We start from the raw sequence: 15702 nt of genomic DNA, 5'->3' as shown, positions 1-15702 counted from the left end.
GGTTCTGCGGGCGTTTTTTTTGCTCTGTTCAAGCGTTTTCGCCCTGGAATGACCCGGCGCGCCAGGTCAGCACCAGCGTATCGCGGTAACCATGCTCGGCCAGCGGCTGGATCGGCGTCGATTCGTGGATCACGGCGGCGTCGTCCAGCAGCAGCAGTGTCCACGGTTCGGTCATCGTAAAGCGCTGACCGGCCGGGCCGTCGGCGTCGAACACGCGCGTCTCGCCGCCCTTGATGCCGTGGCGGCCAATCATGATCACGGCCACGAAATTTACACCGTCTCGGTGCGCGCCCTCCGGTGTCGGGCGGCCGATGCCGTCCGCCGTGTCGATCCTGAACTGGTGCGCTTCGACGAACCACGGCTGTGCTGGCGTTACCGCCGAACAGGCCGCGCCGAGCGCGCGCAGCAGGCGTTCCCAGGCCGGGTTGGCGACGGTCGCCGTTTCCATCGGCGCGAACAGGCGGTGCATGCCGCCGTGCAGCGCGTTGTACTCGACCGGCTGCCAGTGCGCGCGGTGCGGCGTCTGCACCAGGCTGGCGCCGTCGTCGATAAAGCACGAGTGGCGCCGGCGCCGATAGCGCCCGCCATCCTTCAGGTAATCGTCGAGTTCGAGCCGGTCCCAGCTCGGCACGAGCGTGGCGAGATCCGGCAGGCTGCAACCGGCCAGCAGCGCAACGTCGTCAGGGCGCAGCAGGGCGTAGCCGGTGTCGCGCAGTGCGGCCGTCAGGTGCGACGGATCGAGATAGGGCAGGGGCGGAGTGGTCATCCCGCTAGCCTAGCACTTTCATTGCTGCCCGGCCAGACTTCACCAGGTCTTGACCAGCGTCAGGCGCAGCGAGCGCGGTTCAATCGGGTGGAAATGCACATCTGCCACGGGCGCCGTTTCGCCCGCCAGTTGCGACTCGTAGAAGTAGTCGATCGCCGAGGCGCGCCGGTTGGTCAGGTTGAACGCTTCGAGCTCCAGCTGCAGGTCCTTTGCCAGCTGGTAACCCACGCGCCCGTTGAGCGTCACGCTCGCCTTCGAACGCACGCTGTCGTCCTCGATGAGCGGGCGTGGGCCGAACCAGCGCAGGCGCAGGGAACCCGACCATGGTCCGCTGCGGTCGACCGTGACGCCCAGTTGCGCGACGCCTTCGATGGCGCCCGGGATCCGGTTGCCCAGCGAGCGCGCGCGTGCCCAGGCGGCGTCGAAGTCGACCGACAGCCATTTGTAGGGCCGGTAGTAGTTCGAAAACTCGATGCCGTAGCGGCGGCTCGGATCGCCCGCCTCGGTGTTGCCGGCGTCGCCGATATAGGTCAGCTCGGAATCGAAGTCGAGGCGGTACACGGCCAGCGACATCTGCATCTTCGGAATCGCCTCGGTGCGCAGGCCAAACTCCACGCCGCGCGAACGCACGAGGCCCGGCGTGCGCTCCACCGCATCGAGTGTTTTCGGATCGACCGTGGCGACCGTGCCGCGCGCATCGTTGCTGTGAAAGCCGTGGCCGTAGTTGGCATACAGCTCGGTCGAGGCCCATGGGCCGTAGGCGATGTTCAGCGTCGGCGTGACCAGCGTGTCGTGCGCCTTGCCGGCGTTTTCAGGCCGGTCGCCATCGACGCGGAAGCGGTAGTTATTCGCGCGCACACCGACGACCGTGCGCAGCGCATCGCTCCAGCGCGTGGCATTCTCGACGAACACCGCGCCACTCGTCTCGACGATGTGGTCTTCGCGCGTGGTGGCAATCCGCGCGCGCTTGCGGGTGTCGTACAGGCCGTTGAAGATATTGTCGTTCTGGAGCTGCGCGCCCACCGTCAGGTCGGACGACAGCGTGTCGCTGCGGTGCATGTGCCAGGTGTGGGTGGCGTCCACGCCGCTCGTCACGCGCCGGTCAGGCTGGGCGAACTGGTCGCCGTTCACTGGATCGTTCAAGAAGTAGGTGAAGTTCGAGAACAGTTCAAGCTCGTTGCGGATCACGTAGGCACTGACTTTCGAGGCCGAATCGGCATCCGTGCTGCGCCAGATGCCCGAGATGCTCTGGCGCCGCGCCTTGCCGCCATCGCTGTCGTCGATGAGGTCGAAGCGCCCGATGCGGCCATCCTCGACGGCCCGCAGCGGGATCTGGTCGGTCGAATTCCAGTGGCCGCTGTAGCTCATCGCCGTGACGTTCCAGCCATTGTTGGCGTAACCCTGGCTGTAGCGCAGCACGGCGTTGACCTTGCGGTAGCCGTCGGGGCGCGTCCACGGGCCGTCGTTCTTCATCAGCTCCAGCGCGTACAGCAGGCTGCCGCCGGCAACCTCGGGCGAGCCGGCCAGCATCGTGCGGGCATAGCCGTCCTGGCCGACCGTCGCGGACGCGATACTTTTCACCAGGCGATTGGCATAGCTGAGCGAGGCCACGCCGGCCGACGAGAAATCGCCTTCGCGCGCCGAGTACGGGCCCTTGCGGTAATCGAGCCGGCCCACCAGTTCGGGGATCAAAAAATTCAGGTCGGTCCAGCCCTGGCCGTGCGCGTGGCTGCGCTGGTTGACGGGCATGCCGTCGACCCAGGTGGCCAGATCGGTGCCGTGGTCGAGATTGAAGCCGCGCAGGTAGAACTGGTTGGCCTTGCCTTCGCCACTGTGCTGGCTGGCGATCAGGCCGGGCGTGACTTCGAGCAGTTCGCCCGGCCGGTAGGCGATGCGCCCGGCCAGGTCCTTCGCACCGGCGCTGCCGGCGCCGGCCGAATCGGCGATCCCGAGCTGGCTGGCGCGGGCGCCTTCGACCAGCACGCGCTGGAGCTGGAAATCATCGGCGTGGGCGGTCGATGAGACGAACAGCGCGGCGAGCACGCAAGCGATTGGGCGAAGAGGCATCGGACGAAGCAGCATGGCAATTTCAGAGTAAGGGTTCAGCGCGCAGGCTGTTCGAGCGTCTGGCGCATGAAGGTCAGCGAACGTACGGCGCCGCCTTCGTTGAGGTTCACGGTGTTGACCTGTTCGGCCATGAAGTCGACCAGGACGCCCTGGTGGATCACGGCGGTTGTCGACAGGGGCGTGGCGGCCAGTTCCTGGTAGATCATGACGCTTTGCGCATCGGCCGTCATGCCGACCCAGGTCACAGGAAGCTTCTTGCCGTTCTTGTCGGCGAGCCAGAAGTGACGTTCGACGTAGGTGCGCAGCACGGCCTGGTCTTCCGCGTCGCTCAGGTCGAACTGGCGCCCGTACAGATTGAGCAGCAGCGCATCGATATCGTGCGCCGTGTACGTGTGGACGATTTCCGTGCTTTCGGTGCGCGCGTTGTACGAGATGTCGGTCATGCCGAAGTGGAAGCGGTGCGCGCTGGCCGCAGTGCTGGCGCACAGCAGCAGCGCCAGGAGCAGCGATTTCAATCCGCGCAGCGTCATTGGGCCGCCTTCGGTGCCGCGGTTGGTGCCGCGGTTGGTGCCGATTTTAATGGCGTCGCCGCGTCGCGCATCAGGTTGTTCGGATCGCGCTCAGTCTTGAACAGCTCCAGGCGCGATGGCGTCGCCTTGCGTGGCCAGCTATTGTTGCTGACATCGATGTCGGCCGTTTCCCAGTACGGGTCCTGCGTCAGGCCGACGATCGGTTCATCGGTGACGAACAGCTTCGTGATCTTCTTCGGCGAATAACGCCAGACTTCGGCCGGAATGCGCTCGATCGTTTTTTTGCCGCTCTTGAAGGTCAGCTCCACAATCAGCGGCATCACGAGGCCACCGCGATTGGAAAAGTCGACCAGCGTCAGGTGCTTGCCTTCCTTGAGCAGCGCCTTTTCCCAGTCTTCCAGGTCGGCCGTCGTTTCGGCAAACTTGTTGCGGTCCTTGTTGGTGACGGTGAATTCGTCGTGTTCGTTGTAGAAGTCCTTCAGCTCAGGATGCGCATCGACGCGGCGCGGCATCCCCTGGTTGCGCTGGTCGGTCACCGACACCGGCTCGGCGGCGCGGCGCGCACGCTGCCAGGCTTTTTCGACTTCCGGGTCCTTCGACGACACCGTGTACTCGCTGATGCCGTCGACGCTGATATCCACGGCGTCGGTCGTGTAGAACCAGCCGCGCCAGAACCAGTCGAGGTCCGTGCCCGACGCGTCTTCCATCGTGCGGAAGAAATCGGCCGGGGTAGGACGCTTGAACTTCCAGCGCTCGGCGTATTCCTTGAAGGCGAAGTCGAACAGCTCGCGCCCCAGCACCGTCTCGCGCAGGATGTTGAAGGCGGTGGCCGGCTTGGCGTAGGCGTTGGCGCCGCGCTGCAGCGTCGACTCGGCATTCGTCATGATCGGCGCCTGGTTCGTGCTGCGCATGTAGTCGACGATGTCGCGCGGCTCGCCACGGCGCGCCGGATAGTTCTCTTCCCACGCCTGTTCGGCCAGGAACTGCAGGAAGCTGTTCATCCCTTCGTCCATCCAGGTCCACTGGCGCTCGTCCGAATTGACGATCATCGGAAAATAGTTGTGGCCCACCTCGTGGATGATCACGCTGATCAGGCCATACTTGGCGGCCTGCGAGTACGTCAGCTCACCCGTCTTGGCATCCTTGACGGGGCGGCGGCCGTTAAACGACAGCATCGGGTATTCCATGCCGCCCACCGGCCCGTTGACCGAGATCGCCACCGGATACGGGTAGTCGAACGAGTACTTGTTGTACTGCTCGATCGTGTGGATCACGGCCGGCGTCGAGTATTTTTCCCACAGCGGATTCGCTTCGGCCGGGTAGTACGACATCGCCATCACGTCCTGTTTGCCGCTCTTGATCCCCTGCGCATCCCAGATGAACTTGCGACTCGACGCGAACGCGAAGTCGCGCACGTTCTTGGCGTTGAAGCGCCAGGTGCGGTTGCCGCTGGCGCGCCCCTTTTCGGTCGCCTGCGCTTCGGCCTGCGACACGATCATCACGGGCTTGCCGGCCTTTTTGGCCTGTTGCAGGCGCTCGCGCTGGGTGCTGGTCAGGACCTCGCCCGCGTTCTGCAGTTCGCCCGTGGCGGCCACAATATGGTCGCTTGGCACCGTGATCGCCACGTCGTAGTCGCCAAATTCCAGGGTGAATTCGCCGTCGCCGAGGTATTGCGCGTTCTGCCAGCCGGCGGCGTCGTAGTAGGCGGCCATGCGCGGGAACCACTGCGCGATTTCGTAGATGTCGTTGCCATCCTTGAAGCGCTCGAAGCCCATGCGGCGACCCAGCACGTTCATTTCGGGGATGTTGAAGCGCCAGGCCACGTTGAACGACACCTTTGCACCCGGCTTGAGTGGTTGCGGCAGGTCGATCCGCATCATCGTCTTGTTGATCGTGTGCGCCAGCGCGCGGCCGTCGCTGCCGGTCACGCTCCCGATCTCGATGCCGCCGGCGAACTTGCCTGCCTCCAGCGTGAAGCGCAGCGCGTCGAACTTCACGCCATCGTTGCCCCTGGCCTGCCACGCACTGCGCGACGGCAGCGTGGTGATCTTGCGGTTGTCCGAGTCGCTGCGGAACATGTTCTGGTCCAGCTGCACCCACAGGTACGACAGCGTGTCGGGCGAGTTGTTGTGGTACGTGACCGTGCCGGCGCCGCTGATTGCGCGACTGGCTTCATCGAGCGTCACGCGCAGCTTGTAGTCGGCGCGCTGCTGCCAGTAGGCGTGGCCCGGTGCGCCGGCCGCGTTGCGCGTGACGCCGGGCGTCGGCAGCAGGTCGTCCAGCTGGCGGAACTTGTCGTCGAAGGCCGGGCCGGCCGCGCTGGCGGCCATCGCAACGCCAAGGGTGAGGGTCGCGAAGGCCGCGTGCAGGTGAGGGAGTTTCATGATCGTGGTGCCCAAAAAATGACATCGGGCGGATCGCTCCGCCCGGGTAATGAACCAACTGGATGCCGCGTTATTCCGCTGGCGTTGGCGCCGCCTCCGGCGCCGGCGTGCCTTGCGCATCCTTCGTCTTGAGCTTCGAATTGAAGTCGCGCATCAGGTTGTTCGGATCGCGTTCGGTCTTGAAGAGTTCAAGACGCGACGGCGTCGCCTTGCGTGGCCAGCTGTTGTTGCTGACGTCGACGTCGGCCGTTTCCCAGTTCGGATCCTGCGTCAGGCCGACGATCGGTTCATCGGTGACGAACAGCTTCGTGATCTTTGTCGGCGAATAACGCCACACTTCGGCCGGGATGCGCTCGATGGTTTTCTGGCCGTTCTTCAGCGTCAGTTCCACGATCAGTGGCGTGACCAGGCCGCCCACGTTCGAGAAGTCGACCAGCGTCAGGTGCTTGCCTTCCTTGAGCAGCGCCTTTTCCCAGTCTTCCAGATCGGCCGTCGTTTCCGCGAACTTGTTGCGGTCCTTGTTGGTGACGGTGAACTCGTCGTTCTCGTTGTAGAAGTCCTTCAGTTCGGGATGCGCATCGACGCGGCGTGGCATGCCCTTGTTACGCTGGTCCGTGATCGACACCGGCTCGGCGGCGCGACGTGCGCGCGCCATGGCTTTCTCGACTTCAGGGTCCTTGGAGGACACCGTGTACTCGGTGATGCCGTCCACGCTCACGTCCACCGCATCGGTGGTGTAGAACCAGCCGCGCCAGAACCAGTCGAGGTCCGTGCCCGACGCGTCTTCCATCGTGCGGAAGAAGTCGGCCGGCGTCGGGCGCTTGAACTTCCAGCGCTCGGCGTATTCCTTGAACGCGAAGTCGAACAGTTCGCGGCCCAGCACCGTTTCGCGCAGCACGTTCAGCGCGGTGGCCGGCTTCGCATAGGCGTTGTTACCGAACTGCAGGACCGATTCGGAGTTGGTCATGATCGGCACCTGATTCGTGCTCTTCATGTAGGTGGTGATGGCGCGCGGGTCGCCGCGGCCGCCCGGCCAGTTGGCTTCCCAGGCTTCCTGCGCCAGGAACTGCACGAACGAGTTCAGGCCTTCATCCATCCAGGTCCACTGGCGCTCGTCCGAATTGACGATCATCGGGAAGTAGTTGTGGCCCACTTCGTGGATGATCACGCCGATCAGGCCATACTTGGTGCGCTGCGAGTACGTCAGCTCGCCGGTCTTCTTGTCCTTGCTCGGACGCGGACCGTTAAACGAAATCATCGGGTATTCCATGCCGCCCACCGGACCGTTGACCGAGATCGCGGTCGGGTACGGGTAGTCGAACGAGTACTTGTTGTACTGCTCGATGGTGTGGATGATCGCCTGGGTCGAGTACTTTTCCCACAGCGGATTGCCTTCCTTCGGGTAGTACGACATCGCCAGCACGTCTTGCTTGCCGCTCTTGACCGCCTGCGCGTCCCAGATGAACTTGCGGCTCGACGCGAACGCGAAGTCACGCACGTTCTTCGCCTTGAAGTGCCAGGTTTTCATCGCCGTGCTACGGACCTTCTCGGCCGCTTCGGCTTCGGCCTGGGTCACGATGATGACCGGCTTTTTCGCCGTCTTCGCCTGCTGCAGGCGATCGCGCTGGGCGGCCGTCAGGACCTCGCCCGGATTTTGCAGTTCGCCGGTTGAAGCGACGATGTGGTCGCCCGGCACCGTGATGCGCACGTCGTAGTCGCCAAATTCCAGCGTGAATTCGCCCGAGCCCAGGAACTGCTTGTGCTGCCAGCCATACACGTCGTAGTAGGCGGCCATGCGCGGGAACCACTGGGCGACTTCGAACAGGTCGTTCTTGTCGTCGAAGGTTTCGTAGCCGGCGCGCCCGCCCAGCACCTTCTGCTCATTGATGTTGTAGCGCCAGTCGATCCCGAACGTCACCTTCGCGCCGGGTTTGAGTGGCTGCGGCAGGTCGATCCGCATCATCGTCTTGTTGATCGTGTACGGCAGCGGGCGACCGCCCGCATCCTTGACTGCCAGGATGTCGAAGCCGCCGGGGAAGGTGCGCCCCTCGAGAACGGTGCGCAGGGCATCGTATTTCAGGCCGGTGGTCTGTGTACCGTTGGCCCAGGCATCGCGCGAAGGCAGGATGGCGCTCTGGCGCGCATCCGAATCGGTCTTGTAGATGTTCTGGTCGAGCTGCACCCACAGGTATTTGAGGGTATCCGGGGAATTGTTGTGGTAGGTGACGGTGCCGGCGCCGGAGAGCGCGCGTTTGGCTTCATCGAGCGTGGTGCGGATCGTGTAATCGGCGCGTTGCTGCCAGTAGGCGTGGCCCGGGGCGCCGGAGGCGGTGCGGATCGTGCCTGGGGTCGGCAGCAGCTCATCGAGCTGGCGGAACTTGTCGTCGAACGGTGCTGCGGCAAACGATGATGCTGCGAGGCATAGAGCTGCTACGCCGATTGGCAAACGAAACATGATTCCCCTGGATTTGTTGTTGGAAATATGACAGGAATTCTATCGTTGATATTCCTCAATTGCTTAACGTATTTGTAAAAATCCAGATACATGTGGCGCGCGCCACACCAATGGCGGCGCCTGCATGCTTATTGCATGTTCAGTACATGTCGGTCACGCGCGCATACCCCCGCACCCACGTGCCCTGCACGATCGTGCCAAAGTCGGCGTCGTAGCGGTGCAGTTCAAGGTCGCGCGACAACACGAACAAGACCTTGTCCGATTCCGCGTACAACGGTTCCCATTGGCCGCCGCGCTGCTTGACCACCAGCTCGCCCTTGCGCTCGGCGATCTCGAAGTCCGTCACGGCGTCGAGCTGGTAGCGCCCCACCAGCGTGCGCCGCGTTTCCGGCGCGAGGGGGACGGCCTTGCGCAGCTTGGTCTGGTTGGTGTCCCATTTGTATTCGTAGGCGATGGCGCGCATCAGACCTGCTGCCACGTCGATGCCATTGTCGCCGTTGGTCAGGATGACCGCGCCGTTGCCGTCAGCGACGCCAGCGTAGAACACCGCCTTGAAGCCCTGGTTGCTGCCACCGTGGCTGAAGCCCTTGCCGCCGTCCTGTATCTGCAAGCCCAGCGCATAGTTGTTCTTCACCGGCTGGAGCATCGTGCGCGTCATCGCGGGCGAGAGCACGCCGTCCGTCGCCCCGGCCGCGCCCTGCTGGATGGCGATCGCGAAACGCGCCAGGTCGTGCGGCGTGGTCCACAGGCCAGCGGCAGCCTGCTCGGGATAGGTGTAGGCGCCGCCGGGGAACGGCTTGCCGTCTTCGTCATGCGGCCGCGCGGCGTTGGGCGCCAGCTCTGGCGGCAGTGGCTGCGCATAGGTGCTGGCGCTCATGCCCAGCGGCGCCAGCACCAGTTCGCGCAGGATCGCGTCGAATGGCTGGCCGGCGTGGTCGATCATCGCCTGCTGCACCACGGTGTAGCCGCCGCCCGAGTAGCGGAAGGCCAAACCCGGCGCCGCAGTGACCCGGATGGCTTTCGTGTTGGCGGGGCCGGCGCCGTCGAGCACTTGCTGCAGCGTCGGCACGCTCTTGCCGGCGGCGTAGCCGGGAAAGCCCGACACGCTCATGCCGCCGGTGTGCGACAGCAGCTGGCGCAGGCTCGGCGTGCCGTCACCCTTGGGCAGCGTCCAGCTGGTGAGCGCCTGGTCGATGCCGGCGTCCAGATCGAGCTTGCCCTGTTCGACCATGCGCAGCGCTGCCATGGACGACACGGGTTTGCTGAGCGAGGCTGCCTGGAACAGCGTCTGCGGCGTAATGGCGGGTCCGCCGGTCCAGGCCACGCCATAGCCGCGCGTCCAGGCCACCTTGCCGTCCTTGATCACTGCCACGCTGATACCCGGCACGTTCAGCCGTTTCATTTCGTCGATGAGGGCCAGGGGCGCCACCGGCACATCGGCCAGGGCGACTTCCGGGCGCAGGCCGGACTCGATGCGGGCGATGGCGGCGCTGTCGTCGGCGCTGTCATCGGCGTGTGCGCCGGCAGCAGCCAGCGTTGCGATGCAGGCGGCGAGATACACAATATGGGCGTGGCGGCGGGGCAGGGCGGAACGCATCTTCTTCTCCAGACATGGTTGCACAAATGGCAAACAGTATGGGCAGGTGCGGCCAGGCCGGCAAGCACCGGGAGAAAGCTATGCCGCCGGCATGCTGAAGGTGAACGTGATGCGCCCGTCCATTGACGTGACGCCGATCGCGCCGTCGTGGCCGCGCGCGATCTGGTCGACGATGTACAGGCCCAGTCCCAGGCCTTCGTCGCCGGCGCGCGAGGTGGCGCGCCAGTAGGGTTTGAACAGCTGGTCGATGACGGCCTGGCTCAGATCGGGGCCGGCGTTGCTCACGGCGAGCACGAAGCTGGCGCCGTCGACGCGCGCGTCCACGTGGATCGGCTCCCCGCTGTCGCCGTGCAGCAGCGCATTCTTGAGCAGATTCGACAGCAGTTGGGCGAGCCGCTGCGGATCGCTGCGCAGCGCGATGTCACGCGCGATGTCGGACCGGATCACGCGGTCGGGGTACACGCCGCGCAGCTCGTCGACGACCTGGTCGAGCATCAGGTGCACGTCGGCGCTCTGACACAGTTCGAGCGCCAGGCCCGAGCCCATGCGCCCGCGCGTGAAATCGACCACGTTGTCGACCAGGCCGGCCATTCGCATGGCGCTGCTGCGCATGCGTTCGACGATCTTGTCGGTGGCCGGATCGGTGCTGCGGCGCTTGAGCAGTTCGGCGCCGGTCAGGATGGCGCTCAGGGGCGTGCGCAGGTCGTGGCCCAGCACCGCGATGAACTGTTCGCGCAGTTCGGCCGTTTCGCGTTCGGACAGCAGGTCCGAGCGCGTGTCGCGCAGCGAGCGGTCGGTTTCGAGCTGGCGCGAAATGAGTTCGGCAAACAGCGTCAGCGCCGACATCGTGGCGCCCTCGCTCAGTGCCGCCGGCTCGGGATCGAGACCGCACAGCGTGCCGAAGTAGTCGCCGTCGGGACGGAAGATCGGGATCGAAAAATAGCTCTGGAACCCGTACAGGCGCGGCGTGTGGTGGTCGCGGTACGAATCGCTGTCGCGCACGCTGTCGATGACGATCGGCTGGCGCGTCGCGCGCACTTCTTCGCACAGCGTGGTGGTGACGTCGAGCGGGTCGCCCGCCTGCAGGCCGAACCCGAGCTCGTCGTGCACGGCGCAGGTGGTCCAGGTCGTGTCGGTGACGTGCGCAATGCAGACGAACCCCAGTCCGGTCATGGTCGCCACGGTTTCCAGCACGCGCGGCACGGCGGCGATGGCCTGGATTTCCCTGACGTGCTGGGGTACGGTGTCTGGCATCATGGGGCCCTGGTAAATGAGGTCGAAATCATACCATCCGCGGGTGGGCGCGGTCCGGTTCAGGCCAGCCAGCGCCCGTCGGCATACACCTGCACGTCGCCCAGGAACACCGCATCGGTGACCGCGAACACGTCGATGTGAAAGCGCGCATCCTTGCGCTTGAAGCCCGGCTTCGTGTACACGCCATGCTTGGCGCCGAGCGACAGGTGGATCCCGCACATGCGCTCATAGGTCCCGATATCGTCGACCCGCAGGTCGCGCGTGAAGGCGCGGTTCAGCCCGAAGCCCAGCTCGCGCACCCAGACTTCGCCTTCCTCGAGACGGATGTTCTCGAGCACCTGCTCGAACGCGGGCGTGGCGTGTTCGGTGCCGGTCACGCGACCCGCTTCGATGATCAAGGTGACCGGCACGTCGGGATGGTTCGAGCGGTAACTGGTATCGCCGAACACGTGGATCTGCACCCGGCCATGCACGGCTTCGAGGTCTTGTGCTTCGGTGAACACTTCGCCGATCGGGAACTGGCCGCCGACGTTGTTCATCTCGCTGTAGTCGCCGATATTCAGCTTGGCCGCTTCGAACGGCGAGGCAAACGTGAGCGTCTCGCCGCCGCCGACCACGCGGCCATGCGGCGCGCTATCGATCAGCGCCTTGAGCGCGCGCCCGGTGCCGCGGAAGTAGGCGGGGTCGTAGGCCAGCGCATTGATGTAGTGTTCGCCCTGGATGCCGGGCATGCGCGACAGGTGCACGTGCTCGATCACTTTCAGATCGAGCTTGAACAGCTCGACGCGGATGCGAAAGCCGTCGAGCCGGAAATTGGTCGACTGGACCAGCACCACCAGATCGTGCGCGGCCATCGAACGAAACGCCGCCAGCACCGCATCGGGCGTCACGCTGTCGAAGTCGACGAACACCGCGTCGGGCAGATTGCGCCGGTAGCCCGCGAGCAGGGCACGCGCCAGCGGCGTGCGTGTGTCGTACACGACCAGCGCCTTGTGCGCCGGGCCGTGTTCGAGGGCGATCGACAGCACGGCCGCCAGGTGCGCGGTCGCGGCGTCCACCACGGTGGCGGGCAGGTCGTCGTCGGAAAGAAGGGAGGCGGCAGCGGTCATTGGCGCACAAGGAGGGAAGAGGGAAGCGGCCATTATACGTTCCGTTGCACCGTCAGGGATCAGGCGGCGCTACCGAGCAAACAGCGCGACGCGTGGGCCTGCGGGGCGCTATCATGCGGCCTTCGATCACGATCAAGACAGCAGTTGGCAGGCCGTCTTTCGGCACTTACGGCAACAGCGAAATACGGGGCACCATGGCACACGACGATTCCTGCATCAACACCGGCTGCGGCCGCGCGTTTCCCCATCCGGTCGATTTTTGCCCGTGGTGCGGAACGGCGCAGGGGCCGGTCAGCGCCGTGCCGGCGCCGCCGGTCGTGATGCCAGCGGTGCCACCGGTGTCGCCAACGCCACCAGTGCCACCAATGCCACCAAAGCCGCCAGTGCCGCCCGCGCCAGTAATCCAGCCAGCGCCTGCCCCGAGGCCCGTCCCGCCGCCGCCGCCGCCCGTTCGCGCGAACGCCGCGCCACGCCCCGTCGTCCCGACGCGCAAACCGATCCGCCTGCGCTGGTGGCTCATCGGCCTGAGCGTCCTGTGGCTGGCCTGGATGCTGACCAAACCCACTGCGGCCCGCATCGAGCGGCGCATGGCATCGGCCGTTGCACTGGCCAAGGAGTGCAAACCGAAGGACGCGCAGGACGAGTTGATTGCGCTGCGCAAGACCCGCGCGACGCCCGAGCAGCTGCGCCAGGTACAAAGTGCGCTCAACACGGCGGCAGCGGCCTGCACCCGCGCCGAGCAGCGCCGCGCCGCGTGGACCACCGCCAACAACGCCATCGAGCGCCTGCTGAATGCGGGCAGCTTCGAACAGGCGCGCACCCGCCTGGCCACGTTTACCAAACGCTGGGGCGAGGACGCGCGCACGCGCGAAGTCAAGGCGCGCATCGACGCCGGCCGGCGCGACCATCCGCTGGCCGATCCTTCGCGCTGACCCCGTAAGGACAGCCACGCCGCCCCGCCTTGTGTAGTATTGAACGCGTTGAAAACAAGGAGCACAGCATGAAAGCCATCACCACGAACACGCTGCTGGCGGCGGCACTGCTGCTGGCGCTGGCCGGCTGCGCGCGTGACGACGAGGGCAAGGGCCCGGCCGAGCGCGTCGGCAAGGCACTCGATCAGGCCACTGCCGGGGTCACCAATTCGGTGAAGGATGAAATCGCCCGCGCCGACGACGCAGTCGACGATGCGCGCGCGAAAGTCGGCAATGCGACGCAGGAAGCCAGCCGGGGCCTGGAGCGCGCCACCGAGAAGATGGGCAAGTCGGTCGAGCGGGCAGGCCAGGTGATTCAGGAGAATGCTGGCAAGGACAAGGACAAGGACAAGGACAAGGACAAGGAAGGTTAAGCGTTGGCGGCGCGCGGCATGTCCGGGTCGCCGTACACGATGGCCATGTCGACCTGGCCCGAGCGCCAGGCGTGTTCCAGGTTCTGTTCGATCACATCCAGGCTGACACGTTCGCCATCGGCAAAGCCGCGCACGCCGTAAGCGCGGTTGCGGCCATGCGACTTGGCCATGTACAGCGCCATGTCCACCAGGTTGACCACGCGTTCCCACGCCATCATCTGCTTGCCGACGGCAAGCGGGAACGGCGCGAAACCGATCGACACGGTCACCTTAATCTGCACGCCGGCGTGATCGATGACGGTGGCATTGAGGCCTGCCAGGATGCGCGCGGCCACTTCGTCCATCCGATGGCGCGGCACCGACGGCAGGAAAGCCAGGAACTCTTCGCCGCCCCAGCGCACGATCATGTCGGTCTCGCGCAGGATCTCGGCCAGGCTGGCCGAAATCGTGGTCAGCACCGTGTCGCCGGCCGCGTGGCCGTGGGTATCGTTGATGTGCTTGAAGTGATCGACGTCGAGCAGGAACAGTGCGCCGACGCCTTCTTCGCCGGGCGCTGTCGGGACGGACGCCGGCAGCGCGCGCATGTATTCGAGGAAGTGACGGCGGTTGTACAGGCCCGTGAGGGGATCGCGCACGCTTTGCTGCTTCAGTTCGGTGTTCTTGGCATGCAGCTGCGCATTGGCGTGGCGCACCTTGCGATACAACAGGCCCACCACCACTGCCGCCAGCGCGATCACGGCCAGTACCAGCCACCAGACGCGCTGCTGCAGGCGGCGGTTGTCGATTTCGGCCGACTTGATCGTGTTCTCGCTGCGCAGCAGTTCGATCTGGCGCTGCTTGCGTTCGGCTTCGTATTTCTCTTGCAGCTCGAGCATCGCCTGCTGGCGGCGCTTTTCGAACAGTTCGTTCGACAGGGTGCGCTCGCGGTGGTAGGCCTTCAGGGCGCCCGGCAAATCGCCCGCGCGCTCGAGCGCCTCGCCGTATTCCACCAGCGCGGTTTGCAGTTCGGGCTTGTCGCCCATTTCTTCATAGCCGGCGATACCGGCCTCGATATGGCGCTTGCCATCGACGAGCCGTCCGGTGGCCAGGAAGGCCTGGCCCAGGTTCAGGTGCGCGATCGCGTCGAGCTTGCGATCGTTCAGCGGGCGCGCGGCATCGACTGCCTGCTGCGCGTAGCTGACCGCATTGCGGTAGTCGCCCGTCTTGAGATACCAGTCGGACAGGTTGACCAGGGTGCCGGCGATCCGATTGCTGGCGCCGATCTTGCGCTCGAGCGCCAGGCCTTCCTGCAGCACGCGCAGCGCGCGCTCATTCTGCCCGCTGTCCATCGCCAGGCCGTATTCCATCCGCTTGAGCAGCATCGTGCGGCCGGGCGAGTTGGCGCTGGCCGCGGCGGCGTAGGCCTCGTCCAGCACGGCGAAGCCTTTTTCGGGTTCGCGCATCTGCAAATACAGGCGCGCCAGCGAATACAGCGCCATCACCGTATGGATCGGATCGCCGCTCGAGCGCGCCAGCGCAGCGGCGCTCTGCAGGCCCTGCAGGGCGCGCGGCAGGTTGCCTTCCTCGGCATACGATTCGCCCGACGATATCGCGGCGCGCACGCGCAGATCGATGTCGCTCGTGGTGTTGGCCAGCTTCTCGGCCTCCCAGATCAGGCGATGGGATTCGCCCGGGCGGTGCTGCGCGAACGCGGCATACCCCTGCATCAGGAGGCCCTTGGCCAGTGCGCCGGTATGGTCGTGCTGGCGGCCCAGGGTAATGAGTTCGTTGGCCAGCGCGAATGCCTGCGCATGCTGACCCATGCCGTGGCGGGCGGCGGCCATCTGGTTCAGAAATTCGATCCGCTGCGGCAGCGGTGCCACGCGTGCCTGGTCCTCGATGGCTTCGAGCATCGGCAGGGCGCGTTCGGGAACGATGCGGTTGACTTCCCGGATCTCGGCCAGGCGCGCATCGAGCGCCGGGGCGTTACTGGCAAACGCACAGGCCGATGCCACGCACAGGGACAGGGCCACGGCGTTGGATCGGGAGCGCGACAGGGCGCGGTGCAGGATAGCGAACATGCCGTGGTTTCGTCGCACCGGGAACAACCGGCAGAAGTTGGTTTGAAACATTATATTGCTGTTGCAAACAAGAAATTCAGTTTGTCGTGAAATGTCACAAAAATGACACAGCGGCATCGTTTCCAAGTGTCTCAC

The 15702-nt window shown here is 65.3% G+C and carries 11 protein-coding genes; 2 read left to right on the top strand and 9 right to left on the bottom strand.

Annotated elements, in window-relative coordinates:
• Nucleotides 1–28 precede the first annotated feature (28 nt).
• The 8 genes from AC56LH_RS15285 to AC56LH_RS15250 form a co-directional block, all read right to left on the bottom strand.
• On the bottom strand, nucleotides 29–766 hold the full coding sequence (locus tag AC56LH_RS15285) for a 2OG-Fe dioxygenase family protein (RefSeq protein WP_499647382.1): 738 nt from the start codon (nucleotides 764–766) through the stop codon (nucleotides 29–31).
• Nucleotides 767–805: 39 nt separating this feature from the next.
• On the bottom strand, nucleotides 806–2833 hold the full coding sequence (locus AC56LH_RS15280; RefSeq protein WP_499647380.1) for a TonB-dependent receptor: 2028 nt from the start codon (nucleotides 2831–2833) through the stop codon (nucleotides 806–808).
• Between the two features lie 35 nt (nucleotides 2834–2868).
• Nucleotides 2869–3363: a DUF6702 family protein gene (locus AC56LH_RS15275; protein WP_499647378.1), complete on the bottom strand. Its 495-nt coding sequence runs from the start codon at nucleotides 3361–3363 to the stop codon at nucleotides 2869–2871.
• Entirely contained in the window at nucleotides 3360–5747 is a 2388-nt protein-coding gene (locus tag AC56LH_RS15270; protein ID WP_499647376.1) for a M1 family metallopeptidase, read from the bottom strand. Before AC56LH_RS15270 ends, AC56LH_RS15275 begins: the two co-directional genes overlap by 4 nt.
• 70 nt (nucleotides 5748–5817) lie before the next feature.
• Nucleotides 5818–8202, bottom strand: coding sequence for a M1 family metallopeptidase (locus AC56LH_RS15265; protein ID WP_499581008.1), 2385 nt, complete (start codon nucleotides 8200–8202; stop codon nucleotides 5818–5820).
• A 139-nt stretch (nucleotides 8203–8341) separates the two neighbouring features.
• Nucleotides 8342–9799, bottom strand: a complete 1458-nt coding sequence (locus AC56LH_RS15260) for a serine hydrolase domain-containing protein (RefSeq protein ID WP_499647374.1) — start codon at nucleotides 9797–9799, stop codon at nucleotides 8342–8344.
• A gap of 78 nt (nucleotides 9800–9877) precedes the next feature.
• Nucleotides 9878–11056 carry a sensor histidine kinase gene (locus AC56LH_RS15255; RefSeq protein ID WP_499647372.1) on the bottom strand — a complete coding sequence of 393 codons (1179 nt, stop codon included), beginning with the start codon at nucleotides 11054–11056 and terminating at the stop codon, nucleotides 9878–9880.
• 56 nt (nucleotides 11057–11112) lie between these two features.
• Entirely contained in the window at nucleotides 11113–12162 is a 1050-nt protein-coding gene (locus AC56LH_RS15250; protein WP_499648483.1) for a hypothetical protein, read from the bottom strand.
• Between the two features lie 194 nt (nucleotides 12163–12356).
• Between AC56LH_RS15250 and AC56LH_RS15245 the strand changes: the two genes are divergently transcribed.
• Together AC56LH_RS15245 and AC56LH_RS15240 are read left to right on the top strand one after the other, a co-directional pair.
• On the top strand, nucleotides 12357–13094 hold the full coding sequence (locus AC56LH_RS15245) for a hypothetical protein (protein WP_499647370.1): 738 nt from the start codon (nucleotides 12357–12359) through the stop codon (nucleotides 13092–13094).
• Nucleotides 13095–13162: 68 nt separating this feature from the next.
• Nucleotides 13163–13507: a hypothetical protein gene (locus AC56LH_RS15240; RefSeq protein WP_499647368.1), complete on the top strand. Its 345-nt coding sequence runs from the start codon at nucleotides 13163–13165 to the stop codon at nucleotides 13505–13507.
• On the opposite strand, the gene AC56LH_RS15235 is transcribed toward AC56LH_RS15240, so the two are convergent.
• A complete protein-coding gene (locus AC56LH_RS15235) occupies nucleotides 13504–15567 on the bottom strand; it encodes a tetratricopeptide repeat-containing diguanylate cyclase (RefSeq protein ID WP_499647366.1) in 2064 nt (687 codons plus the stop codon). The genes AC56LH_RS15240 and AC56LH_RS15235 overlap by 4 nt on opposite strands.
• Nucleotides 15568–15702: the final 135 nt, after the last annotated feature.

This window comes from Telluria sp. LT1R51-2 (assembly GCF_059685775.1).
Note: the sequence above shows the minus strand (reverse complement) of the source record. Positions and strands in the feature narration are given on the sequence as shown.